This window comes from Haemophilus parainfluenzae (genome assembly GCF_014931375.1).
Lineage (GTDB): Bacteria > Pseudomonadota > Gammaproteobacteria > Enterobacterales > Pasteurellaceae > Haemophilus_D.
This window is the reverse complement of record NZ_CP063117.1, coordinates 969109-992326: the sequence shown is the minus strand read 5'-3', so window position 1 is coordinate 992326 and position 23218 is coordinate 969109. Positions and strand designations below refer to the sequence as shown.

General features: G+C 39.3%; 22 protein-coding genes and 5 tRNA genes. 14 read left to right on the top strand and 13 right to left on the bottom strand.

What is annotated here, in order from left to right:
• Window positions 1-2: 2 nt before the first annotated feature.
• The 4 genes from INP95_RS04800 to mtgA all read left to right on the top strand — a co-directional run bounded on the left by INP95_RS04800 (window position 3) and on the right by mtgA (window position 3626).
• Window positions 3-299, top strand: coding sequence for a YciI family protein (locus INP95_RS04800; RefSeq protein ID WP_070591563.1), 297 nt, complete (start codon window positions 3-5; stop codon window positions 297-299).
• A 66-nt stretch (window positions 300-365) separates the two neighbouring features.
• Window positions 366-2561: a transglycosylase SLT domain-containing protein gene (locus INP95_RS04795; protein WP_070591564.1), complete on the top strand. Its 2196-nt coding sequence runs from the start codon at window positions 366-368 to the stop codon at window positions 2559-2561.
• 32 nt (window positions 2562-2593) lie between these two features.
• Entirely contained in the window at window positions 2594-2902 is a 309-nt protein-coding gene (gene trpR, locus INP95_RS04790) for a trp operon repressor (RefSeq protein WP_049366422.1), read from the top strand.
• Window positions 2880-3626, top strand: a complete 747-nt coding sequence (mtgA, locus tag INP95_RS04785; RefSeq protein WP_070591567.1) for a monofunctional biosynthetic peptidoglycan transglycosylase — start codon at window positions 2880-2882, stop codon at window positions 3624-3626. Before trpR ends, mtgA begins: the two co-directional genes overlap by 23 nt.
• A 55-nt stretch (window positions 3627-3681) precedes the next feature.
• Here mtgA and INP95_RS04780 read toward each other — a convergent pair.
• Together INP95_RS04780 and gltX are read right to left on the bottom strand one after the other, a co-directional pair.
• A tRNA-Ala gene (locus tag INP95_RS04780) sits at window positions 3682-3757 on the bottom strand.
• Window positions 3758-3837: 80 nt separating this feature from the next.
• Entirely contained in the window at window positions 3838-5280 is a 1443-nt protein-coding gene (gltX, locus tag INP95_RS04775; RefSeq protein WP_197561014.1) for a glutamate--tRNA ligase, read from the bottom strand.
• Window positions 5281-5452: 172 nt separating this feature from the next.
• On the opposite strand from gltX, the gene INP95_RS04770 reads away from it, so the two are divergent.
• The 4 genes from INP95_RS04770 to INP95_RS04755 all read left to right on the top strand — a co-directional run bounded on the left by INP95_RS04770 (window position 5453) and on the right by INP95_RS04755 (window position 5906).
• Window positions 5453-5528: transfer RNA gene (locus INP95_RS04770), tRNA-Val, on the top strand.
• Between the two features lie 44 nt (window positions 5529-5572).
• A tRNA-Val gene (locus tag INP95_RS04765) sits at window positions 5573-5648 on the top strand.
• Between the two features lie 59 nt (window positions 5649-5707).
• Window positions 5708-5783 (top strand) — tRNA-Val (locus tag INP95_RS04760).
• 47 nt (window positions 5784-5830) lie between these two features.
• Window positions 5831-5906, top strand: a tRNA-Val gene (locus INP95_RS04755).
• A 118-nt stretch (window positions 5907-6024) separates the two neighbouring features.
• On the opposite strand, the gene INP95_RS04750 is transcribed toward INP95_RS04755, so the two are convergent.
• The 3 genes from INP95_RS04750 to INP95_RS04740 form a co-directional block, all read right to left on the bottom strand.
• Window positions 6025-7017: an amidohydrolase family protein gene (locus tag INP95_RS04750; protein WP_070591571.1), complete on the bottom strand. Its 993-nt coding sequence runs from the start codon at window positions 7015-7017 to the stop codon at window positions 6025-6027.
• Between the two features lie 190 nt (window positions 7018-7207).
• Complete coding sequence (locus INP95_RS04745; protein WP_197561013.1) at window positions 7208-8950, bottom strand: DUF3413 domain-containing protein; 1743 nt, start codon at window positions 8948-8950, stop codon at window positions 7208-7210.
• Between the two features lies 1 nt (window position 8951).
• Window positions 8952-9170: a YejL family protein gene (locus INP95_RS04740; protein ID WP_005698664.1), complete on the bottom strand. Its 219-nt coding sequence runs from the start codon at window positions 9168-9170 to the stop codon at window positions 8952-8954.
• A 139-nt stretch (window positions 9171-9309) separates the two neighbouring features.
• Between INP95_RS04740 and yejK the strand changes: the two genes are divergently transcribed.
• The 4 genes from yejK to cpxA all read left to right on the top strand — a co-directional run bounded on the left by yejK (window position 9310) and on the right by cpxA (window position 12979).
• Window positions 9310-10326, top strand: a complete 1017-nt coding sequence (gene yejK, locus INP95_RS04735) for a nucleoid-associated protein YejK (RefSeq protein ID WP_197561012.1) — start codon at window positions 9310-9312, stop codon at window positions 10324-10326.
• A 62-nt stretch (window positions 10327-10388) separates the two neighbouring features.
• On the top strand, window positions 10389-10802 hold the full coding sequence (gene bamE, locus INP95_RS04730; RefSeq protein ID WP_197561011.1) for an outer membrane protein assembly factor BamE: 414 nt from the start codon (window positions 10389-10391) through the stop codon (window positions 10800-10802).
• Window positions 10803-10865: 63 nt separating this feature from the next.
• Window positions 10866-11576, top strand: coding sequence for a response regulator (locus tag INP95_RS04725; RefSeq protein ID WP_049365682.1), 711 nt, complete (start codon window positions 10866-10868; stop codon window positions 11574-11576).
• Window positions 11576-12979: an envelope stress sensor histidine kinase CpxA gene (cpxA, locus tag INP95_RS04720; RefSeq protein WP_070591579.1), complete on the top strand. Its 1404-nt coding sequence runs from the start codon at window positions 11576-11578 to the stop codon at window positions 12977-12979. Before INP95_RS04725 ends, cpxA begins: the two co-directional genes overlap by 1 nt.
• Window positions 12980-13018: 39 nt before the next feature.
• On the opposite strand, the gene INP95_RS04715 is transcribed toward cpxA, so the two are convergent.
• Together INP95_RS04715 and INP95_RS04710 are read right to left on the bottom strand one after the other, a co-directional pair.
• Window positions 13019-15187: a heavy metal translocating P-type ATPase gene (locus INP95_RS04715; RefSeq protein WP_070591580.1), complete on the bottom strand. Its 2169-nt coding sequence runs from the start codon at window positions 15185-15187 to the stop codon at window positions 13019-13021.
• On the bottom strand, window positions 15174-15383 hold the full coding sequence (locus INP95_RS04710) for a heavy-metal-associated domain-containing protein (RefSeq protein ID WP_049356372.1): 210 nt from the start codon (window positions 15381-15383) through the stop codon (window positions 15174-15176). The genes INP95_RS04715 and INP95_RS04710 overlap by 14 nt, the downstream gene beginning before the upstream one ends.
• 80 nt (window positions 15384-15463) lie before the next feature.
• On the opposite strand from INP95_RS04710, the gene cueR reads away from it, so the two are divergent.
• Window positions 15464-15850 carry a Cu(I)-responsive transcriptional regulator gene (gene cueR / locus INP95_RS04705; protein WP_070591582.1) on the top strand — a complete coding sequence of 129 codons (387 nt, stop codon included), beginning with the start codon at window positions 15464-15466 and terminating at the stop codon, window positions 15848-15850.
• A gap of 2 nt (window positions 15851-15852) precedes the next feature.
• Here cueR and metJ read toward each other — a convergent pair whose 3' ends face one another.
• Window positions 15853-16170 carry a met regulon transcriptional regulator MetJ gene (gene metJ / locus INP95_RS04700; RefSeq protein ID WP_005696757.1) on the bottom strand — a complete coding sequence of 106 codons (318 nt, stop codon included), beginning with the start codon at window positions 16168-16170 and terminating at the stop codon, window positions 15853-15855.
• 226 nt (window positions 16171-16396) lie between these two features.
• On the opposite strand from metJ, the gene aqpZ reads away from it, so the two are divergent.
• Window positions 16397-17086 carry an aquaporin Z gene (gene aqpZ / locus INP95_RS04695; protein ID WP_070591584.1) on the top strand — a complete coding sequence of 230 codons (690 nt, stop codon included), beginning with the start codon at window positions 16397-16399 and terminating at the stop codon, window positions 17084-17086.
• Window positions 17087-17200: 114 nt separating this feature from the next.
• On the opposite strand, the gene galU is transcribed toward aqpZ, so the two are convergent.
• From galU to pepP, 5 genes are all read right to left on the bottom strand, one after another.
• Entirely contained in the window at window positions 17201-18088 is an 888-nt protein-coding gene (gene galU / locus INP95_RS04690) for a UTP--glucose-1-phosphate uridylyltransferase GalU (protein WP_070591586.1), read from the bottom strand.
• Window positions 18089-18311: 223 nt separating this feature from the next.
• The gene (csrA, locus tag INP95_RS04685) at window positions 18312-18503 is read right to left on the bottom strand and encodes a carbon storage regulator CsrA (RefSeq protein ID WP_070591591.1); all 192 of its coding nucleotides are present in this window, start codon (window positions 18501-18503) and stop codon (window positions 18312-18314) included.
• A 78-nt stretch (window positions 18504-18581) separates the two neighbouring features.
• Window positions 18582-21206 (bottom strand): alanine--tRNA ligase, encoded by a 2625-nt coding sequence (gene alaS, locus INP95_RS04680; protein WP_197561010.1) that lies wholly within the window; start codon window positions 21204-21206, stop codon window positions 18582-18584.
• A 187-nt stretch (window positions 21207-21393) separates the two neighbouring features.
• Complete coding sequence (gene uspA, locus INP95_RS04675) at window positions 21394-21819, bottom strand: universal stress protein UspA (RefSeq protein ID WP_005698692.1); 426 nt, start codon at window positions 21817-21819, stop codon at window positions 21394-21396.
• 103 nt (window positions 21820-21922) lie between these two features.
• Complete coding sequence (gene pepP, locus INP95_RS04670; RefSeq protein WP_049368932.1) at window positions 21923-23215, bottom strand: Xaa-Pro aminopeptidase; 1293 nt, start codon at window positions 23213-23215, stop codon at window positions 21923-21925.
• Window positions 23216-23218: the final 3 nt, after the last annotated feature.

Below are 23218 nucleotides of genomic sequence, written 5' to 3'. Positions count from 1 at the left end.
TGATGTATTACGTAATTTTTGCCCAAGATATTCCTGGCAGTTTAGAAAAACGTCTTTCAGTACGTGAGCAGCATCTCGCTCGTTTAAAACAATTACAAGCAGAAGGTCGTTTATTAACAGCCGGTCCCAATCCAGCTATTGACGATGAAAACCCAGGCGAAGCTGGCTTTACTGGCTCGACAGTGATTGCTCAATTCGAAAGCCTGTCTGCAGCAAAAGACTGGGCGGCACAAGATCCTTATGTTGAAGCTGGCGTTTACGGTGATGTGATTGTGAAGCCTTTCAAAAAAGTTTTCTAAATAAAACGAACTCTACACTCAAAGACGGATCTAAATATCCGTCTTTCTCTTTATATGGAATCTCCTATGCGAGCACTTAAACACACGACAATTTCGTTATTAATTTTAACCGCACTTTCAGGCTCAGCTTTGGCTAATCAGCATGCCCATAAAAGCAAAAATGAAACAGCGCCACAAATTAACCTTGCAGAAGAACAAGCCAAATGGGCACAACAACAGCACGCTCATGAATTAAAGCTGATTGAACAACGTGCAACTTTTCTACAATTAGAGTCGCTCCTAAAAAGTGCGGTCAAAAATAATCATGTTTCTAATAATGCAAAATTATTCCTTGGGCTTATTGATTCTTTAAAAGGTTATCCATTGCAAACTGATGCTATAGCGGCTTATTTAGATGCACGTATAAAAACCGTTAATCGCGATACGCCTCGTGAAGAAGTGAATGCATTGCGAACAGACATTGAACAATTTATTCAACAGCACGCCTCTCATTTTCTACGCGGAAAATTAGAACAAAGCATTTTTACATTATTAACCAATGCTGAAGATACTCAAGCACTCGCCAAACTCACACCTAATAATTTGGAAACACAAATTGCCGTGCTTACAGCTAAATATCAAATAGAGGCAGCCAATACCAGTCAGACGACAGAAAATCAATCAAACGACAAGAATAAATCGGCTATTTTGTCTGAATATGAACAACTTTGGCTCAATAATGCTGAACTACCTAATGATGCTCAGCTATGGGCGGGTTGGTATTCACAAGGTGGACGCACTGAAGAGAAAATCTATCAAAAAGCGGAAATGCTCTTTGGTAAAAATGATGCTAAAGGCCTCGAAATACTCGCTAAAGAGTTAGAAAAAATTGAGAACGCTAAAAAAGAAGATGAGCAAGTAGCCGCTCATTTAGTGCTCTATCAGGATCTCTTAAAAAATCCAGCCAATTTGAAAATGCTCGCTGAGTCATTGCCATTAATTGATGGTAATACGAATAAAATCACCAATAAATTTGTCGTAGTGCTAGGTTTTGCTCGTTATTTGCGGACCATTCCAGAAAATATGAATGAGCCAACATTCACCCCTTACGAGCAGTGGGCGAAGACTTGGCAATTAAACGAAGCTGAATTACGTGATTGGAAAATCGCCTTTATTAACCGTTTCTTTGATAATGAAAGTCCTAATTTTGTGCAATGGCGCGATCAGGAAATTCTTAAACTCAATGCAGATAACCTCATTGAACGTCGTTTACGTACGGCTATTTGGCAACAAACAGATTTACTCGCCTGGTTAAATGCACTTTCAGATGAAGCAAAACAAAAACAAGAATGGCGTTATTGGATGGCTAAAATAGCTGCTCAAGCATCCGATAAAGATGCGAAACAACGATTAGAAGCTTTATCGAGAGAACGTGGGTTTTATCCAATGTTAGCAGCCGTCAAATTAGGTCATTCCTACAAACTGGAAATGCCTAAAATTCCTCAAGAGTCCAATATCCAAGAGAAGTATGCAACTGAATTAGCTGAGATTGCAGAACTACGTCAATTAGATCGATTAGGTGCAGCCAAACAACGCTGGCGTTCTCTATTAGAAAAACTACCGCAAGAGAAACAACTTGCATTAAGCCAATATGCAAATGAACAAAATTGGTTTGAATTGGGCGTAGATGGCTCGATTATTGCAAAAGCTTGGGATTATATCGACTTACGCTTACCAAATGCTTACAGTCAATATTTTGATATTGCCCTCAGTAACGTGAATCTCAGCGGAACAGAACCTCAAGCCATTGTGGATAATCGTGTCACCAAAACCTTCGCCATGGCAATTGCTCGCCAAGAAAGTGCTTGGAATCCAATGGCACAATCTTCCGCAAATGCTCGAGGATTAATGCAGTTATTACCGAGTACTGCGCAAAAAACGGCAGAAAATCAGCAACTTCCTTATAACGGAGAGTTAGATTTATTCAAACCGCTTAATAATATTTTACTTGGTACAGCTCACTTAAATGAGCTGAATGCTAAATATCCAAATAATCGCATTTTGATCGCCTCTGCCTATAATGCGGGAGCAAGCCGTGTAGAAAAATGGCTTGCGAGAGCCAATGGCAAATTGGCTATGGATGAATTTATTGCCTCTATTCCGTTCTTTGAAACACGAGGTTATGTTCAAAACGTATTAACTTACGATTTTTACTATCAAAACCTACAAAACAAAGAAAAATTACAAACCTTTAGCAAAGAGGAATACGATCGGCTATACTAGTCGCACTAGTTTAATAGTATAGGATTGTTGATATGTATATTAGTCGCAATTTAGAACAATGGAATGCTTTTCTCACAACCTTGCAAACCGCATTTGAACAAGGGAAAGCACAAGATTTCTTAACGCTTCTGCTCACGCCTGATGAGCGCGATGCAGTGGGTTTGCGTTTACAAATCGTGGCACAGTTATTAGATAAAAATCTCTCCCAACGAGAGATTCAACAGAATCTCAATACCAGTGCAGCAACCATTACGCGTGGTTCTAATATGCTCAAAACAATGGATCCGGATTTTATAAACTGGGTAAAAAGCCAACTCGATGAGCAAGCTACAAAAAACTAAGCGAATTCTAACCGCACTTTTACCTCTTTTTCGCCCCTCTTGGTGGAAAAAAAATTGGCAACGGGTTGCGTGGCGTTTCTCTCTCGCAATCCTGGCGTTTTTCATTTGTTTTCGCTTTATCCCTGTTCCCTTCTCTGCCTATATGGTACAGCAAAAAATCGGGCACTTATTACAATTAGATTTCAGCTATTCAATCAAATATGATTGGGTGAGTCTTGATGAAATCTCACCGAATATGCAGCTTGCGGTGATTGCCGCTGAAGATCAAAAATTCCCCCACCACTGGGGCTTTGATTTTGAGGCGATTCAAAAGGCCTTTAAATTTAATGAAAAATCTCACCGAACCCGAGGTGCTTCAACGATTTCTCAACAAACTGCGAAAAACCTCGTTCTCTGGCATGGACAAAGTTGGTTTCGCAAAGGATTGGAAGTTCCCACAACGGCATTAATGGAAATCTTTTGGTCCAAAGAACGCATTTTAGAAGTCTATTTAAACATCGCTGAGTTTGGTAATGGTATCTTTGGTGTAGAAGCAGCCAGTCGATATTATTTCAAAAAATCAGCAAAGAATTTAACGCAATCAGAAGCGGCATTACTCGCTGCAGTTTTGCCAAACCCTATCATTTATAAAGTGAATAAGCCTAGTGCATTAGTTCGTAAAAAACAAAGTTGGATTATGGGACAAATGAATGGATTAGGCTTGAATTATCTAAAAGAAATGTAGATTCCTCATAAAGAAAAAACCTTGAAACTCATTTTAAGTTTCAAGGTTTTAAATTTGGTGGAGATAATCGGGATCGAACCGACGACCTCTTGAATGCCATTCAAGCGCTCTCCCAACTGAGCTATATCCCCAAATAACGCAAGCTATGATAAATTTCGGCTGATAAACTGTCAATATTGAAATAATCAAATCCCGCTTATCAGCCTAAATATTAAGCGTTTTGAGATTTAATAAAATCAATGGCACGTTGGATACGTGCTAACACACGTTCACGGCCGATACCCACTAATGTCACGTCCATCGAAGGTGATTGACCAGAACCAGTTACAGCCACACGTAATGGCATCCCAACTTTACCCATCCCTACTTCTAATTCAGCAGCGGTTTGTTCAATCGCTTCATGAGTAGAATGTAAATCCCAGCTAGAAAGTGCGGTCAATTTTTCTTTCACTTTTTCAAGTGGTTCAATCGCCGCTGCTTTAAAGTGTTTCTTCACCGCAGCTTCATCAAAACTTTCAAACTCTTCGAAGAAATAACGACTTGCTGATGCCATTTCTTTTAAGGTTTTGCAACGTTCTGCAAGCATCGCCACGATTTCAGTTAATGCTGGACCATTTGATGTATCAATACCTTGATCTTTATAGTGCCATGCAAGGTGTTTTGCCACATATTCAGGAGGTAATTCACGGATGTAATGGTGATTTAACCACAATAATTTTTCTGTGTTAAATGCACTTGCTGATTTACTCACATGATCTAATTCGAAGTATTTAATCATTTCTTCACGCGTAAAGATCTCTTGGTCACCATGACCCCAACCTAAACGAACAAGATAGTTGATTAAGGCTTCTGGTAAATAACCGTCATCACGATATTGCATCACACTTACCGCACCATGACGTTTTGAGAGTTTTTGGCCATCATCACCATTAATCATAGAAACGTGTGCATATACCGGAATTGGTGCGCCTAACGCTTTTAAGATATTAATTTGACGAGGGGTGTTGTTAATGTGGTCTTCACCACGTACAACGTGAGTAATACCCATATCCCAGTCATCCACCACTACACAGAAGTTATAGGTTGGTGAACCGTCGGTACGACGAATAATTAAATCATCTAATTCGCTATTGCTGATTTCAATACGACCACGCACCGCATCATCAAACACGACTGAACCTTCTGTTGGGTTTTTAAAACGTACTACGTGTGGCTCATCGGCTGCATGATTGTGATCATGTAAACAATGACGGTCATAACGTGGTTTTTCTTTGTTTTGCTCTTGTGTATGGCGTAGTTCATCTAAACGCTCTTTAGAGCAATAGCAACGATAAGCCAAGCCTTGCTCAATCATTTCATCAATCACTTGATTGTAACGATCAAAGCGTTTGGTTTGATAATAAGGACCATGTTCCCAAGCAAGGTTTAACCACTCCATCCCTTCAATGATTGCCGCCGTTGCTTCCGGTGTAGAACGCTCTAAATCGGTATCTTCAATACGTAGTACAAACTCACCGTTGTTATGTTTTGCAAATAACCAAGAATAAAGGGCTGTACGTGCGCCGCCTACGTGCAAATAACCTGTCGGGCTTGGGGCAAAACGCGTACGTACTTTTACATTCGGATCTAATTCAAAAGGAGGATCAATTTTCATTTTCTTAATAACCTATTCATTTACAAAAATTACCTTTATTTTACTACGACTTGCGTGAGTTCTAAATAAAAAATCTGATTTTATGCCTATTTTTGCAACAACTAGACGCTTTTTCATAAAAATATATTGACTGAAATCTCATTATACTTATAATGCCAATCCACAACATTAAGGGCGATTAGCTCAGTTGGGAGAGCACCTCCCTTACAAGGAGGGGGTCACTGGTTCGAGACCGGTATCGCCCACCACTTTTTCCAAAGTTGGCTTTAGTGTTGTAAAAGTTTGACCAAGCGGGCGATTAGCTCAGTTGGGAGAGCACCTCCCTTACAAGGAGGGGGTCACTGGTTCGAGACCGGTATCGCCCACCACTTTTCTAAAGTGTTCTTTCCGCTCAAACTTTCCCATTATTTAAACGCTTTTCTTATGTGGGCGATTAGCTCAGTTGGGAGAGCACCTCCCTTACAAGGAGGGGGTCACTGGTTCGAGACCGGTATCGCCCACCACTTAATTTTAGTGTTTAAATAAATCCGAATACCTTTTCAGGTGCATCGGGCGATTAGCTCAGTTGGGAGAGCACCTCCCTTACAAGGAGGGGGTCACTGGTTCGAGACCGGTATCGCCCACCACTTTTCTTAAAACCCTTTTTTAAATCAGTCAAATTAGCATTAGTTCTGTTTTATCTTATAAATAAAAACGGCCACAAAACGTTTCATTTTATGACCGCACTTTCATTAAATTTTTAGATTAAATCGGCTCTAAACCTAACACTTTGCGTCCATTGATACTGGCAATATCAACCATTGCATCAAGATGAGGGAAACGACAGCCCGCAGCCAGCAAGCTTAGTTCTTGCCATAAATCCCCTTCACAAAGTGGCACCATATAATCACAGATATTATCCGTACCTAACGCGACTGTAATTCCTTCCGGAATCATTTCATCTGCCGGTGTCAACGCATTATGGAAGGGCATCAAATCTTCTTTTCGGTTACTATCAATCCAGGCCATTGGGCAAGCAATCATCATCATTTTTGCCTGACGCATTTTTTCATAAAGCTTATAGCGGTATTCTTTGCTATGTGCACCAATGGAAATACCATGGATTGCCACTACTCTCCCTTCCATACCATGTTCAATGGTTTTATCACACAGCTGTTCGGTTTCTTTTTCTTTCGGAGAGTTAAATTGGTCCACGTGTACATGACACATAATGCCGCGAGATTTAGCCGCATCAAGTAAAATATCCATTGCTTCAAGGCCGCGCCCATAATCAAGCTCATCGCGATAAGGCAAGCCTCCAATCATATCCACCATATCCGAACCAATATCAAACCATTTGCGTGCTTCTGGCTCAATCACCCCTTTTAAGGTCTGATTTGCAAATTTCAAAATAATGTCATGTTTATAGACTTCGCGAGCTTTGTGCGCAGCAATGATGGCTCGGTCTTCACAAATCGGGTCAATATCTACAAAAGTACCAAATGCCGTCACCCCTTGGGAAATCATCAGCTCAATCGATTGACAGAAACGGGCGTAATAATCATCAACACTTGATGTACGTTTAACTTCGTCCACTAAATCCCATTTTTGTTGAAGATTACTATTGTGATAAATGCCAATTTTTTCGGGTGTCATTGTAAAAGCACGATCTGCGTGAGCATGGGCATTAACCCAGCCACCTTTTTTAATAATTTCGTCTCGAATAAACGTTTTAAAGCTACGAACGTGATTTCTCATAATAACTCCGCCAAAAAAGAAAGGAAAAGAGAGACGAGAAGTGTATTAATTGAAAAGCAAACCCAATAAGGATCTGATCTATTGTGAATTGTTTGCAATGTTATGAAAAATTCGCAGATTTTAATTAATAACATCTTTTCAGTCTTTCAACTGAATGCAAAGTATAAGATTTTAAGCGCAAAAAAGCTATCTATTTATTGATAAAAGAACGCTCTTGTTTGAAAACTTCCAAGAACAACCCAAGTGGTGGGCGGCTAGAAGATTGCTCCGTATAAGTGCGGTCAAATTTCTTATAGTTTCCTTTGCGATCAATGTGATACTGTGTGCCATCGGGCTGAATAATGACATTCCAACGGAAATTCGATGCCAACACCCAAGGATCGCCATTAAGCTCAAATAAATTACGGCCTTGTGCATAATCTGAAACAGGATTTTTCACTTTAAAGATTGATGACATCAATGCTGGTAATAAATCAGTATGGCTCGTTAATTTAGAGACTTCTTGCACCGGTAAATCTTTCCAGTAAACAATAAACGGCACTTGGATTTCATCACGACCAAAATAGTTTTCTTGCTCTTTTTCATCTAGCTTATTAAACGTTGTTCCATGTTCTGCAGTAATAATGACAATCGTATTTTCTAAAGAAACTGATGCTAAGGTTTCATCAATCTGTTGGTCTATATCTGCAAGCGATTTGGTGTAATTTTCTTCTGTTTTATCCGTAATATCTAAATCCACATAAGCAAACCAAGGCTTATCATTTTTTAAGAGTGATAAAACACCATTTCTCGCTTCTTTTGGCGAAGAGGCTTTCACTTTAGGCAATTTTACATTACGGAATAAGGCTTGTTTAAATAAGCTATCTTTAAATGCCGTAGACGAATAAGCGACAAATTGATATTTCTCATCTTGTAGCTTTTTAATTAATACCGACGGTGTGTGATTACTCAAAATACTGTCCGTATAATTTGCATTCAGTCCATAGAATAAGCCTACTAAGCCTGCATTGTTCGTATTACCACTACTGTAATGATTCGTAAATTGAGTTGAACTTGTGGCAAACTCAAACAATTTAGGCATTTTCTCACTAGTCAGCGCATCATAACGTAAGCCTGAAACGGTAATCACGAGGATATTTGGTTTGTTCTCAACTTGCTCAAACTGCAGGTCTTTTTTCGGATAATCAATTTTTAATGCATCTAAACGCCCTTCTTGCTCTAAGCGCTGAGAGTATGTTTCCGCATTAATAAATCCTTGTTTTTCCAAAAAGGTTCGAGCAGTCATTGGATAAGAAAGTGGGAAATTTGAGCGTTGCATGGTAATCGGACGATATAAAAATGCATCCGCCCAAGCGTAAATTAAATGTGTTGCAACAAAAGTAGATGTCAGCACTAATCCGACTTTCTTCAGCCATTTTTGACGTTCTAAGCTACGTAATTTTTCCCAACTCCAACGGGAGAAAAGCATTTGGATTAGCAAAATAATCGGCATCGGTGCAAAGAAAATTTGCCAATCTCGTGAAAGATCGCCCTTTTCAGGATTCACTAATAAATTCCAAACGATAGAAGAAAGGTGGATATTGAAGCGATTAAACACTTCTGTATCAAACAGCAATAAAGTGGTGCAAATCGTGGCAATAATTACCGTTAGTCCACGGAAAGTGCGGTGATTTTTGATGATAAAGCTCAGCGGAAAAATAACCAGCAAATACAGGGCAAAAACACAAAAACTGAAATGGCCTAATAAGCTAATAAAGAAATAAATTTTGCCGAGTAAGGTGTCTGGCCAGTCAATGAGAAAGGCGTAACGACTACCAATAAGAATGGCGATGATAATGTTAAAAAAAGCAAACCAATGTCCCCACGAAATTTTTCGTGAGGTTTCTTCACGGTATTCACGTCCGTTGAATTTGCTCTTTTTAAACCAAAACATTTTATTTTATTTTTACCGAATTCATTAAAGAGTTGGCAAAGGCTTGAGCTAAAGCTTCACGCTGTGCGGCTGGCACGCTAGTGGTTAATAAATTACTAGCCATATTACCTAAAGCGATAAGAGAAAGATCAACGGGTGCTTTGTGAGTTTCAAGCACGCTAATCATATCGTTAATGATGGCATTAACTTGCCCATCGGAATACTTTGAATGTTGAGCCATTTGGAATGTTTAAGCCTGTTCTAAATACAAAAAAACTTTTCATATCATACCCGATAATTTGCCCAATCTGAATAATTTCTTTTTTCTTGCTTAAAAAGTGCGGTTATAATTTAAGGTAAATTTTACGAAGGAAAAATTTATGAGCATTACGGTTAATCAAATCGTGCTACATCAATTAGTTAAGCACACTGAAAATGAAACCACTACCATGGAAAGCGTGTTGCGTGATGAACTTCTGACCATTACGCCGGAAGTCGAACAAATGATGTTGCAATTACATCAAGGTTATCAAAATAAAGGCAAAGCATTTGGTGTCTTCCAAGAGAATTCCATTTTTGCACAAGATCTGAATCGTTTATTAGAAAATGAAATCAACTTTTTAAATTTCAGCCAACAATCCACAAAATTATTAGCGCAAGAGCTAGGTAAATATAATTTTGCAGACAGCGGTACGCTTATCCTATGCCAATATAACTTTTTAGCGACGGATTACCTATTTATCGCACTATTAGATAGTCGTATCAGCATGTTAGTTGACGAAAATCTTGAAATTCGCCGTACGGAATACTTAGATATTACACAATTTGATATTGCGGCACGTATCAACTTAACGGATTTACAAATAAACGCAAACTCAAACCGTTATCTCACCTTCATTAAAGGTCGTGTTGGCCGTAAAATTAGTGACTTCTTTATGGATTTCTTAGGTGCAGAAGAAGGTTTAAATCCACAAGTTCAAAACCAATGCCTATTACAAGCAGTCAGTGACTACTGTGAACAAGGTGAATTGAACAAAGAACAAACTCAAGCAGTGAAAAAACAGGTATTTGAATACTGTAAAGGTCAATTAGCAAACGGCGATGAAATTGCCTTAACTGAACTTTCAGCGAATTTGCCGACTCTAAACGAACGCCCTTTTGTCACCTTTACAGAAGAGCAAGATTACGGCTTGGAGGAAACCATTCCACCAGTACGTTCAGCCTTAAAAACATTAACGAAATTTTCGGGTTCTGGTAAAGGTGTGACATTAAGTTTTGATGCGGATTTATTGAATAACCGTATTGAATGGGATCCACTCACAGATACTTTAACAATCAAAGGGATACCACCAAATCTGAAAGATCAACTTCAAAAAGCATTAAAATGCGATAATTAATTTGGCAAGATCATAAAGTTTCGGTATCATTCGACATAACTTTGCAGTAAAAGGTAAAAAATATGCAATTAAGAACATTTTTAGGTGCAGTTGTTTTAGCATTAAGTTTAACTTCTTGTTCAACAGTGCAAAAAGTCGTCTATCGTATTGATGTTCCACAAGGTAACTATTTAGAAGCAGCGACTGTGGCGCAAGTTAAACCAGGCATGACCGCACAACAAGTACAATATCTGCTTGGCACACCAGTTTTAATCGATCCTTATAGTAACCTAACTTGGTATTACGTCTTCTTACAACAACACTCTTACCAAAAACCTGAACAACACACGTTTACGGTGAAATTCGATCAAAACGGCTTAGTAAGCAGTGCAGAATTAGATAAGCCATTACCTGAAGTGGCAAAACAAGACGAAAATAATACTATTATCAGCACACCTGAAAACGCAGATAAGAAAAGCTGGTGGAAATTCTGGTAATCATAAAAAAATAACACCTGCTTGCCATATCAAGCAGGTTCGTTGTATTACAAGGGAATGAAAATGTCAAAGATTCTATTAGTTGATGATGATATTGAACTAACAGATTTACTTGCTGAAGTTTTACGACTGACTGGTTTTGAAGTTGAAGTTGCCAATAATGGTCAAGAAGCGTTAGACAAGCTAAATGCAAGCCACCAGTTAGTTTTATTAGATATCATGATGCCTGTATTAAACGGCATTGAAACACTCAAGAAAATTCGCCAAACATCAAATGTCCCTGTGATGATGCTTACCGCACGTGGTGAAGAGATCGATCGTGTTCTTGGGTTAGAACTCGGCGCCGATGACTATTTACCAAAACCATTTAACGATCGTGAACTGGTTGCTCGTATTAAAGCCATTTTACGTCGTGCTACACCAGCAGAAAAAGAAAATACACAAAATTCGACCGCACTTTCATCAGAAGAAAATACATTAGAATTCTGTGGTTTAGTGCTTCATTCTGGTCTTCAACAAGCTTCTTATAACGGTCAAGATCTTGGTCTAACCGGCTCTGAATTTGCTCTACTTCATAAACTGGTACTTCGCCCTGGACAAATTGTCTCTCGCGAAGAATTAAGCATGAATGTACTTGGCAAACACCTTTCTCCTTTTGATCGCTCGATTGATATGCATATGTCAAATTTGCGCAAAAAACTCCCAGAAAGAGACAATGGCTTACCATGGCTGAAAACGCTACGTGGTCGTGGTTACTTGTTGGTTTGTGAATAATGCTTATCAAGAAATTCAGCTTAAATCAGCTCACGATACGCACATTTACTGTTTTTTGGTTGGCATTCTTTGCCATGACCGCACTTTTGGTCGCACTCCCTTATTTTGATAGCCGCTTATATTCTGACTTGAATCAAAACGAAATATCGAGCTATCAAAAGAAACTCGTTGAATCCATTCGTAACAATAGAATCACCGGTATCCTCGCTGGCGTACCAGTGCTTCCAACCGATAAATTTGACTCTGCTCGTCCTGTCATCATGACGCCGGAAAAAGAAATTTTTGGTGCTTTAGGCGAAGAAAGAATGCATATTGCTCAGTTCGCCCAAGAGTCAAGTAACTTTGCCCAACCACAACGTAAAACCTTTAAAGATATTCAAATTGCAGGCCCCTTTAAAGTCTATATTGGTGATTCCGACCAAGCCTCCGAATTATTCTTTGTGTCTAGAGCAAATGGTCAACAAGAAATTTTACGATATATGCTTGACCACCCTTGGGTCTTATTGCTCTTGACCTTAATTATTACAACCCCTTTACTTTGGTGGTTTACTCATACTATCGTCAAACCAATTACCAATTTACAAAAGGCGGCTAATAGCGTGGCGTTAGGAAACTTTAAGGTTGATAATGAATTAGTGAATCATGGTCCAGCAGAATTACGAGAAGTAGGACAAAGCTTTAACAAGATGTCGATTGCGATTGATAATCTGATTTCAAACCAACACAATCTACTTTCATCTATTTCTCATGAATTAAAAACACCGTTGACGCGTTTGCAACTTTCCACTGCTCTGGTTCGTCATCAAACAGGGGATATTGAACCAGTTAAACGCATTGAGAAAGAAATACAACGAATGGATAAAATGATCAGCGAGTTGTTACTCATTTCTCGCCAACAAATGCATTCTCAAATGGAGCATAATTTATTTCCTATTAATCAGCTTTGGGATGATGTGATCAAAGATGCCTTATTTGAAGCTGAGCAGCGCAAGATCGCCTGCGATGTCAATATTTCTATTTTACATCCTGAAAAACATATGATTTACGGCAACCTAAGCTTGCTTACCAGTGCGATTGAAAATATTATTCGAAATGCACTGAAATATACGAAAGATCGTATTTTCTTAACCATTGATTTACATAAAAATGAGCAGGATGATAATTGCCTACAAATTCGAGTAGATGATAATGGCTTAGGCCTACCACCAGAAGAGTTTGATAAAATCTTTAAGCCATTCTATCGAGTCGATGAAACTAGAACTCGAGCCACTGGCGGAACAGGATTAGGTTTAACGATTGTCTATAATGTTGTAAATGAGCACAATGGAAAAGTATGGGCTGAATCCAGCAATTTAGGCGGACTTGCCGTCACGATTCAACTTCCATTATGGAAACAACATTAATTCAAAAATAAAAGGCGATATTTTCATATCGCCTTTTTCTTATTTAATTTTCACTCGTTTTAATCGCAATGCATTGGATAACACAGAAAGCGAACTCATTGCCATGGCTGCCCCTGCCAAAACAGGACTTAAGTAGCCTAATGCCGCAAGTGGAATACCTAGCACATTATAAATCAAGGCAAAGAATAAATTTTGTTTGATATTCTTTAATGTTGCTCGGGAAATCATTAATCCATCAACTAACTGATCGACTGAATGCTGCATAAGTGTCGCCGATGCGGTTTGCTCTGCAACATCAGACCCGGATTTCATCGCAAAGCTTACATTAGCCATCGCTAACGCTGGTGCATCATTTACACCATCACCAACCATTGCTACCACTTTACCTTGCTGACGTAATGTCTCAATGTAGGCAGCTTTGTCACGTGGACTACAATTACCTTTCGCAGTTTTCACACCGACTTGTTGGGCAACATAATCAACGACAGATTGCTGATCGCCACTCATTATCACCACATCAATATTATGTTGATGTAAACGCTGAACCGCTTGCAAACTATCCTCTTTCAGACTGTCTGCTAATGCAAATGCACCGATTGGGTTGCCATCTACAGATACCGCAACAATACTCGCAATTTGCCAAATTTGAGGCATATTATCTGGTAAGGTTAATTCACAATAAGCCGGCTTACCGACTTTAACCAAACCTATTCCATCAATATGAGCAGAAATACCCTGCCCCACTTCGGAATGAACTGAAAGTGCGGTCGGAATTTCAAGTGATTTTTCCTGAGCCGTCAGGACTATTGCTTTAGCTAAAGGATGATTGGCATTTTGCTCAACGGAAGCTGCAATACGATATAAATCTTCCTCAGAATAGACCGCACTTTGTGGCTGCCAAACCTCTGCTATTTTGAGCTCTCCTTGAGTTAACGTTCCTGTTTTGTCTAATACCACCGTATCCACATGCGCCGCCTCTTCCATGGATGCCGCATCTTTAAACCAAATCCCTGCATTGACTGCTTTGCCCATTCCCACCATTATGGCAGCAGGTGTGGCAAGCCCTAACGCACAAGGACAAGCAATAACTAACACAGCAACCGAATGAATTAAGGCAGTAACCCAATCACCTTTTATCCACCAGGTTAATCCAAATGTTATCGCAGAAATTAATAACACGGCAGGTACAAATACTGCAGCGACTTTATCAGCAAAACGAGCAATCGGTGCTTTTGTACCCTGCGCCTCAGAGAGCGCTTTCATCATATCGCCCAATAGAGTTTGCTGACCGAGTTGATTGGCTCGATAAATAAGGCTACCTTGTGTCACCATAGCCCCCGCAAGCACAGGACTTTGAGACATTTTTTCTAATGGTTGAGATTCACCGGTTAAATGACTCTCATCGCACCAACCACTCCCCTGTTCAACTACGCCATCAGCTGCAATACGTTCACCTTGATTAGCCCTTAAAATATCGCCTATTTTTACTTGATCGAGAGGAATCGTTTCCCAACGATTTTCACGTTGAACACTCACTTGTTTTGGGGTGAGTTGTAACAATAGTCCTAAACTATTTAAGCTTTGTTTCTTCGTTCTTTCCTCAAGAAATTTCCCTAGGCTGACAAAACCAATTACCATCACCGATGCTTCAAAATAGACATGAGATGCGCCATCATGTCCCATTGACTGATGATAAAAAAGCATAAAGACCGAATAGAGATAAATCGCCAACGTACCAGTACTCACCAGTACATCCATATTGGCCAAACCACCTCTAATACTACCAATCGCACCTTTATAAAAAGGAATGGCTAACCAAAGTTGCACAATGCTCGCAAGAACAAATTGCCACATTGGTGGCATCATCCAAGAATGATGATTAAACATCATCCCGATCATTCCGATTAAAAAAGGAATGTTAATGAACAAAAGCAACCATAAACGCGGACTAATCTTCGTTTCATTAGGTGCGCTAGGCAGCACATTTTGCTTTAGAATGCCATTAAATCCCGCTTTTTGAATAATTGTCAAAATATCTTGTTCTGAAGCCTGAGATGAATCAAATACTACGTGCGCTTCCTCTGCCGCAAAATTCACACCCGCGTCAGAGACAAAATCATTTCGATTCAATACTTTCTCAATCCGATTAGCACAGGATTGGCAGGTCATCCCCTCGATTTGAATGGCTATTTTTTTATTCTGTTGCATCAAAACCTGCCTCTTCAATTGTTTCAATTAATTGTGCAATACTAACCGCACTTTCATCAAAGGTAATCACCGCTTTACCGTCATCAAGTGTTACAACAGCTTTTTCTACGCCATTAAGCTCTTCCAACACTCTTGTAACGCTTTTCACACAACCACCACAAGTCATCCCTGTTACATGTAATGTAATTGATTTCATATTTACTCCTTAATTATTGATATAGATTGAAATTGAGTTTACTATAAACCTTAACATAAGGTTAAGGTCAAGGATTTTTTATGAACATTAGTGAAGTAGCAAAATTAGTGGGTTTATCAAGTAAACAAATTCGGGATTATGAGAAGTCAGGCCTATTAAAGCCTGCACAGCGAAGCCTTTCTGGTTATCGCCATTATGAAGAAAAGGATTTAGAACGACTACGTTTTATTCGTCACTCTCGAGATGTTGGGTTTTCACTCCAACAAATCCACCAACTTTTGCAATTACAGGATAATCCCAATCGTAGTAGTCGGGAAGTGAAAGCACTCACGACACAACATATAAAAACATTGAATGAGCAAATTCATCACTTGCAAAAAATGGTAGAGGAATTGGAACAATGGCATAACGCTTGTCAGGGCAATGATTGCCCTGAATGCAGTATTTTGGAAGGATTAAAAGGATAAAATTAATATTCCCAGCTTTCAGGATCGATGCCTAAATCACGCATGATTTCTTTGGCATTTTCAGGAATCTCATCATGGCGTTCTTTCATTAAATCCGCATCAGTCGGTAATGGCTGACCAGTAAAAGCATGTAAGAACGCCTCACAAAGCAATTCACTATTTGTTGCATGGCGCAAACTTTTCAGCTGACGACGCGTACGCTCGTTCGTCAAAATTTCCAATACTTTAATTGGAATAGACACTGTAATTTTTTTGACTTGCTCGCTCTTTTTGCCATGCTCTGCATAAGGGCTAATATATTTGCCATCCCAGTTTGCCATAATGCACCTTAAATAACCTGATAATTTATCCGTATTTTAATGAAAAATAAGCAAAATGACAATCTAGACGGCTAAAAGTATAGCATGCTATTTCCCTTACATTCACTTACAAACATTTACAATAATTTGCAGAACTAAAAACCATTACTTTTGACTAAATGCCTGTTGCATTCGCAATACATTATTGTTATTTGAAGATAATGACATGTTTAATATGAGGTCTATTATGTCAAAAAAACTTTTTGCTGAATTCTTCGGCACATTTTGGTTAGTGTTTGGTGGTTGTGGTAGTGCAATCTTTGCCGCTTCTGTCAACCTAGGTATTGGTTATGTGGGCGTTGCATTTGCGTTTGGTTTAACCGTATTAACCATGGCTTATGCTGTAGGTCACATTTCTGGTGGTCACTTTAACCCAGCTGTAACACTTGGTTTAGTGGCAGGCGGTCGTTTCTCTGCGAAAGATGCTCTTCCATACATCGTTTCTCAAGTGGTTGGTGGCTTAGTAGCGGGTGCTGCACTTTATCTTATCGCATCAGGTAAAGCGGGCTTTGACGTGACTTCCGGTTTCGCATCTAATGGCTACGGCGAACACTCTCCTGAAGGTTATTCTTTAGAAGCGGTATTCGTAGCAGAAGTATTATTGACTGCATTCTTCTTATTAATCATCATGGGTTCAACGCATAAAAATGCAGCTGCAGGTTTTGCGCCAATTGCAATTGGTTTAGGCTTAACGTTAATCCACTTAATCAGCATTCCTGTATCAAATACCTCTGTAAACCCGGCTCGTAGTACTGCAGTTGCGGTATTCCAAGGTTCTTGGGCAATCGACCAATTATGGTTATTCTGGGTTGCGCCGATTATCGGTGGTATTTTAGGTGGTATTATCTACCGCACTTTATTAGCGAAAAATAACTAAGATTTCGTTTCATAGAAAAAGAAGAAGGCATCACCACGATGCCTTCTTTTTTATCTTTTATATTGTGTAATCCAAATATATAAATAAAAACCACCTTTCGGTGGTTTCACTCAATTATAAGGTTTTTGCAAGATCTTTTAGGAAAGCTTTAAACTCTTTACCTAATTTATCATGACGAAGACCATATTCTACAAAAGCTTCCATATAGCCAATCTTGTCACCACAGTCAAAGCTTCTGCCTGTCATATGGAATGCTTCAACAGTCTCTTTCTCAATAAGCATATCGATTGCATCCGTTAATTGGATTTCATCGCCCACGCCAACAGGTGTTCTTTCTAATAAATCCCAAATTTCAGCAGAGAACACATAACGGCCAACAACAGCAAGATTTGATGGTGCCTCTTCCACAGATGGTTTTTCAACAATGCTGTTAATTTTAACACTATCACCGCCTTTTAACTCTACGCCACCACAATCCGCGATACCATAGCTACTCACTTCATCCGCGGCAACAGGCGCTACCATAATTTGGCTTGCTTGTGTTTCTTTAAAACGTTTAATCATTGCTGAAAGATTTTCTTTCTTTTGATTTGCCGTAAAATCTGCTAAAAGCACATCAGGTAACACCACTGCAAACGGCTCGTTTCCAACGACAGAACGACCACATAGCACAGCATGACCTAAACCTTTCGCATTGCCTTGACGAACGTGCATGATGGTTACATCTTTAGGACAAATAGAACGAACCTCTTCTAAAAGTTGACGTTTAACACGTTTCTCAAGCATGGTTTCCAACTCAAAAGACGTATCAAAGTGGTTTTCAATCGCATTTTTAGAAGAATGTGTGACTAACACGATTTCTTTGATACCAGCTGCGACACATTCATTCACAACATATTGAATCAGTGGTTTATCCACAAGTGTCAACATTTCTTTTGGAATCGCTTTTGTTGCTGGCAACATACGGGTGCCTAGACCGGCTACGGGAATAATTGCTTTCATTGATTTTCCTTTTTGTTTTAATATGGAATGACCACACTTCTATACTAAAAGTGCGGTCATTATTTATTAAATTTTGATAGATTTAAGTTGGAAAAGTTCCTTCTCTACCTTTATAACTCAAATTTCCGTTATTTTAAAATCTTGCAAACCAATGGGTTTAATTTTTTGAAAAACGTTAATTAAATTATAAATAGAATGTAAAACATTCATAAAACTCGTTGGTCTAAGATGCCCCATCTATATGTTCATCTTTTGACTGCAGAATTCGTTGGTAAATTTCCTCTCGGTGAACGGATACTTCTTTAGGCGCTTGCACACCGAGTTTGACTTGGTTTCCACGTACACTCAAAACCGAGATAGAAATATCGTCTCCAATGAGAACACTTTCGCCAACTTTTCGAGTTAAGATTAACATCTTTTATCTCCTTAGTTTGCATTTATTAGATATCCCTATCAATCAAGTAAAGATCGGCATCCCACCGACCTGCTTGTACTACAGATTATTGCTTAACCAGTTTTGTGCGACAGTTAATGCTAGATTCACATTTTCTGGTTGGGAGCCTCCTGCCATTGCCATATCAGGGCGACCACCGCCTTTCCCACCAACTTGCTGAGCCATTAAATTCACTAGCTCACCAGCCTTCACTTTAGTAGTTAAATCGCTTGTTACGCCAACGACGAGGTTGACTTTATCATCTAAAATAGATGCAAATACAATTACGCCTGAACCAAGTTGATTTTTTAAATCATCAACCATCACACGTAACGATTTAGTTTCAATTCCGTCTAGTTGATGTACGATTACAGAAACATCATTAATTTTAACCGCACTTTTCACTAAATCGGAACCCGCTTGCATTGCGGCTTTTTCTTTTAATCCTTGTAATTCTTTTTCTGCTTTCTTCGCTTTATCTTGAAGTTGCTGAATTTTCTCAACAAGGGTATTAACGTCAGATTTAAACAAATCTGCACTTTGAGTGAGAATACGTTGTTGGTTATGTAACCAATTAATTGCATTTTCACCCGTTACCGCTTCAATACGACGAACACCTGCTGCAACTGCAGTTTCCGCCACAATTTTAAATAAACCGATATCACCGGTACGTTTAGCATGAATGCCACCACAAAGTTCAACGGAGAAATCTCCCATTGTTAAAACGCGTACCACATCAGCATATTTTTCACCGAATAACGCCATTGCACCTTTCGCTTTTGCCGCTTCGATATCCATTATGTCCGTTTGAACTACAAAATTCTCACGCACTTTTTGGTTCACCAACGTTTCAATTTCATTAAGCTGTGCTTTGGTAATCGCTTCCGGATGAGCAAAGTCAAAACGTAATGCGGTATCAGATACTAACGATCCTTTTTGCACTACATGGTGACCTAAAACTTGACGCAATGCGGCATGTAATAAGTGTGTAGCTGAATGGTTAAGTGACGTTTGATGACGTCTTGCTGCATCTACAACCGCATTGACTGTTTGTCCGACTTTTAAAGTACCTTGCTCTAACTCACCAATATGACCAAATACTTGACCATATTTTTGAGTATCTTTTACATTAAACTGAATACCTTGAGAGGTTAAATAACCACTGTCACCAATTTGACCACCTGATTCCGCATAGAATGGAGTATTTTCTAAAATCACCACGGCACTTTGGCCGGCAGTAATACTCTCTACTGATTTGCCATCATGGAAAAGTGCGGTCACTTTGGCTAAAGATTCTGATTCAGTATAACCTTCAAATTTTGTTTCGCCTTCTACACGAATAACATTGTTGTAATCCATGCCGAATTGGCTTGCAGATTGTGCGCGTAAGCGTTGTGCTTCCATTTCACGCTCAAAACCTGCTTCATCAATTGCAATATCACGCTCGCGACATACATCCGCTGTTAAATCAAGTGGGAAGCCATAAGTATCATAAAGTTTAAAGGCTACTTCACCTGATAACACACCATCTTTCACTTGAGCTAGCGCATCATCTAATAAGCTTAATCCGCGCTCTAATGTACGAGCAAATTGTTCTTCTTCTAAACGAAGTAATTTTTCGACATTCGCTTGTTTTTCCTTAACTTCTTTGCCGGCTTCCGCCATGACTTCAATTAAGGTTGGCACAAGTTTGTAGAAGAATGCTTCTTTAGCACCTAACAAGTGACCATGACGTACCGCTCGACGGATAATACGACGTAATACATAACCGCGACCTTCGTTTGATGGAATTACGCCATCTGCAATTAAATAGGCACAAGAACGAATGTGGTCTGCAATTACGCGTAATGATTTATTGGTTAAATCTGTTGTTCCGACGATTTCAGCTGTTTTCGCAATTAATTTTTGGAAAATATCGATCTCATAGTTAGAGTTTACGTGCTGTAATACAGCAGAAATACGCTCTAACCCCATCCCAGTATCAACAGATGGACGTGGTAATTTTTCCATTGTGCCGTCTGCTTGACGGTTAAATTGCATGAATACCACGTTCCAAATTTCGATATAACGGTCACCATCTTCTTCAGGTGAACCTGGAGGTCCCCCCCAAATGTGCTCACCGTGATCGTAGAAAATTTCGGTACATGGGCCACAAGGACCGGTATCACCCATTGCCCAGAAGTTATCTGATGCATAAGGCGCACCTTTGTTATCACCGATACGAATAATACGCTCTGCTGGCACACCAACTTCTTTATGCCAAATATCATAAGCTTCATTATCAGTTTCATACACGGTTACCCATAATTTTTCTTTTGGTAACCCGAGCCATTGTGGAGAGGTTAAGAACTCCCACGCAAAATTAATCGCATCATGTTTGAAATAGTCGCCAAAGCTGAAGTTGCCTAGCATTTCAAAGAAAGTATGGTGACGCGCCGTATAACCGACGTTTTCTAAGTCATTATGCTTACCACCTGCGCGTACACAACGTTGTGCTGTTGTCGCACGTGTGTAAGGACGTTTGTCCATACCAAGGAACACGTCTTTAAATTGGTTCATACCGGCATTAGTGAAAAGCAATGTCGGATCATTTTCAGGCACAAGCGAACTACTTGCGACGACCTGATGCCCCTTGCTATGGAAAAAATCAAGGAATGACTGTCTAATTTCTGCTGTTGTTTTCATTGATAAAACCTTGTGTCTCTATCTCGATCACGATTTATAAAAAAGCTCACTATTCTTGCATATTTTGACCTAGAGAAAAAGGCTTTTTCACTGATCTTAAAAAAGAAAACCGCACTCTACTGCATTAATTGAGAAGTGCGGTTAAAATTTACGTTATTTTAATAGGGCTAAAAATAATTTTTGATCACTATTCGTCGCGAAGTGGCACAACCAACATATCAATTTTAATCGTATTCATCACTTGACGTGTTGAAGACATTAATTTACTCCAGAAATCTTGGTGATGACCTGTCACTAATAGATCTACATCATACTGATCAATAGCGTCTGTCAAAACTTGACCTAAATCACCGCTACCGCTCAATTTTTCTTTTATTGGATAACCCGCATGTTCCGCTAAATTAATTAGCGCTTTTTGGGTTTCGCTCGAGATTCTATCTTGCATAGATGACATATTGACATCAATTAAACCAGTATAGAGATCCGAGAAGTTTACATCTACATGGATGATGGAAAGTTGCGCATCATTACGTTTTGCAATTCCCACAGCTTTTTTGAGTAGAAATTCACTTTCATCAGAAAGATCTACCGCAACTAAAACGTGTTTGTACATAATCGACTCCTTACTGATTTGATTGGTCTTTTTTATCTGACAGTATATTAGCAGCTTAACTGGACAAAAAACTTGCACTAGATCACATTTTTGAGAATTCTTCTCAATTTTTCATTAAATTTTCAATGTCATCGATTTCTTTTGGTGCCGCCGCGGTCAGATTTTTATTGCCATATTCTGTCATGAGCAAGTTATCCTCGATACGCACGCCAATGCCTTTATATTGAGCAGGCACATCCGCCTCTTCTGAAATATAAATACCTGGCTCAACTGTGATGATCATCCCTACTTCAAGTGTACGGCTACGTTCATCATCATAACGGCCAACATCGTGCACATCCAAGCCAAGCCAATGGCCTAAACCATGCATATAAAATTGACGATAAGCTTTTTCTTCAATCAGCTTATCGACATCCCCTTTCAGAATGCCTAAATCCACCAAGCCTTGAGTTTTAATACGGATCACTTCATCATTTGCCAGTTTAATTGAATTACCAGGCACTAATAGCTCAATCGCACGTTTTTGTGCTTTTAAAACTAATTCATAAATCTCACGTTGTGGCTGAGTAAATTTACCGTTCACCGGGAATGTACGTGTGATATCACCTGCATACATAGCAAATTCACAACCAGCATCAATTAACACAAGATCGCCATCTTTCAAAGGTTGATCATTTTCAGTGTAGTGCAAGATACAGGCATTATCGCCCCCGGCAATAATGGAATTGTAAGACGGGAATCTTGCTCCATGACGATTAAATTCATGCAGAATTTCGCTTTCTATTTCATATTCAAAACGATTTGGGCGAGTCACTTGCATCGCCTTAATATGCCCAAATGCCGTAATCTGTCCCGCTTGTTGCATTAAGCGAATTTCGTTTGGAGATTTAATTAAGCGCATTTCACTTAACATCGGCTGCCAATCAAAAACAGCATAAAATTTCACCGCACTTTCGGCTAATAATTTATCACCCCAAGGATGACGATCGGCCACATGATAAAGTGCGGTCAATTTTTCCGTTAATTTTGGAAATTCTGTTTTAAAATCATCGATAGAATAGGCTTCATCGACATTGAGTTTTTGCGGTGCGCGCTCAACGCCTAATCGGCGACCATTCCAGGTTTCAAGCAAAGGATCTCGCGGACGAAGAAATATCATTGCCTTTTCTGCATCTTCCGTTTTAATCAATAACAACGCTGCATTTGGCTCATTAAATCCCGTTAAATACCAAAAGTAACTGTCTTGACGGAAAGGAAAATCGCAGTCGTTATTACGACGTTTCTCAATTTCGGAAAATAGCAATAAAGCAGAATTTGGCTGCATTTGTGCGAATACTTTTTGACGACGTTCTGTAAATTCTTCTTGCGGTAATGCCGCCATGTATGCGAGATCCATGTT

Excerpts from the sequence above, each read along its gene's own strand:
- pepP (WP_049368932.1), bottom strand. The coding sequence starts at position 23,215 with ATGGATCTCGCATACATGGCGGCATTACCGCAAGAAGAATTTACAGAA.
- cpxA (WP_070591579.1), top strand. The coding sequence starts at position 11,576 with ATGCTTATCAAGAAATTCAGCTTAAATCAGCTCACGATACGCACATTT.
- cueR (WP_070591582.1), top strand. The coding sequence starts at position 15,464 with ATGAACATTAGTGAAGTAGCAAAATTAGTGGGTTTATCAAGTAAACAA.
- INP95_RS04710 (WP_049356372.1), bottom strand. The coding sequence starts at position 15,383 with ATGAAATCAATTACATTACATGTAACAGGGATGACTTGTGGTGGTTGT.
- gltX (WP_197561014.1), bottom strand. The coding sequence starts at position 5,280 with ATGAAAATTGATCCTCCTTTTGAATTAGATCCGAATGTAAAAGTACGT.
- INP95_RS04715 (WP_070591580.1), bottom strand. The coding sequence starts at position 15,187 with ATGCAACAGAATAAAAAAATAGCCATTCAAATCGAGGGGATGACCTGC.
- mtgA (WP_070591567.1), top strand. The coding sequence starts at position 2,880 with ATGAGCAAGCTACAAAAAACTAAGCGAATTCTAACCGCACTTTTACCT.
- metJ (WP_005696757.1), bottom strand. The coding sequence starts at position 16,170 with ATGGCAAACTGGGATGGCAAATATATTAGCCCTTATGCAGAGCATGGC.
- INP95_RS04725 (WP_049365682.1), top strand. The coding sequence starts at position 10,866 with ATGTCAAAGATTCTATTAGTTGATGATGATATTGAACTAACAGATTTA.
- INP95_RS04800 (WP_070591563.1), top strand. The coding sequence starts at position 3 with ATGTATTACGTAATTTTTGCCCAAGATATTCCTGGCAGTTTAGAAAAA.
- INP95_RS04795 (WP_070591564.1), top strand. The coding sequence starts at position 366 with ATGCGAGCACTTAAACACACGACAATTTCGTTATTAATTTTAACCGCA.
- trpR (WP_049366422.1), top strand. The coding sequence starts at position 2,594 with ATGTATATTAGTCGCAATTTAGAACAATGGAATGCTTTTCTCACAACC.
- galU (WP_070591586.1), bottom strand. The coding sequence starts at position 18,088 with ATGAAAGCAATTATTCCCGTAGCCGGTCTAGGCACCCGTATGTTGCCA.
- INP95_RS04745 (WP_197561013.1), bottom strand. The coding sequence starts at position 8,950 with ATGTTTTGGTTTAAAAAGAGCAAATTCAACGGACGTGAATACCGTGAA.
- csrA (WP_070591591.1), bottom strand. The coding sequence starts at position 18,503 with ATGTTAATCTTAACTCGAAAAGTTGGCGAAAGTGTTCTCATTGGAGAC.
- uspA (WP_005698692.1), bottom strand. The coding sequence starts at position 21,819 with ATGTACAAACACGTTTTAGTTGCGGTAGATCTTTCTGATGAAAGTGAA.
- INP95_RS04740 (WP_005698664.1), bottom strand. The coding sequence starts at position 9,170 with ATGGCTCAACATTCAAAGTATTCCGATGGGCAAGTTAATGCCATCATT.
- yejK (WP_197561012.1), top strand. The coding sequence starts at position 9,310 with ATGAGCATTACGGTTAATCAAATCGTGCTACATCAATTAGTTAAGCAC.
- INP95_RS04750 (WP_070591571.1), bottom strand. The coding sequence starts at position 7,017 with ATGAGAAATCACGTTCGTAGCTTTAAAACGTTTATTCGAGACGAAATT.
- bamE (WP_197561011.1), top strand. The coding sequence starts at position 10,389 with ATGCAATTAAGAACATTTTTAGGTGCAGTTGTTTTAGCATTAAGTTTA.
- aqpZ (WP_070591584.1), top strand. The coding sequence starts at position 16,397 with ATGTCAAAAAAACTTTTTGCTGAATTCTTCGGCACATTTTGGTTAGTG.
- alaS (WP_197561010.1), bottom strand. The coding sequence starts at position 21,206 with ATGAAAACAACAGCAGAAATTAGACAGTCATTCCTTGATTTTTTCCAT.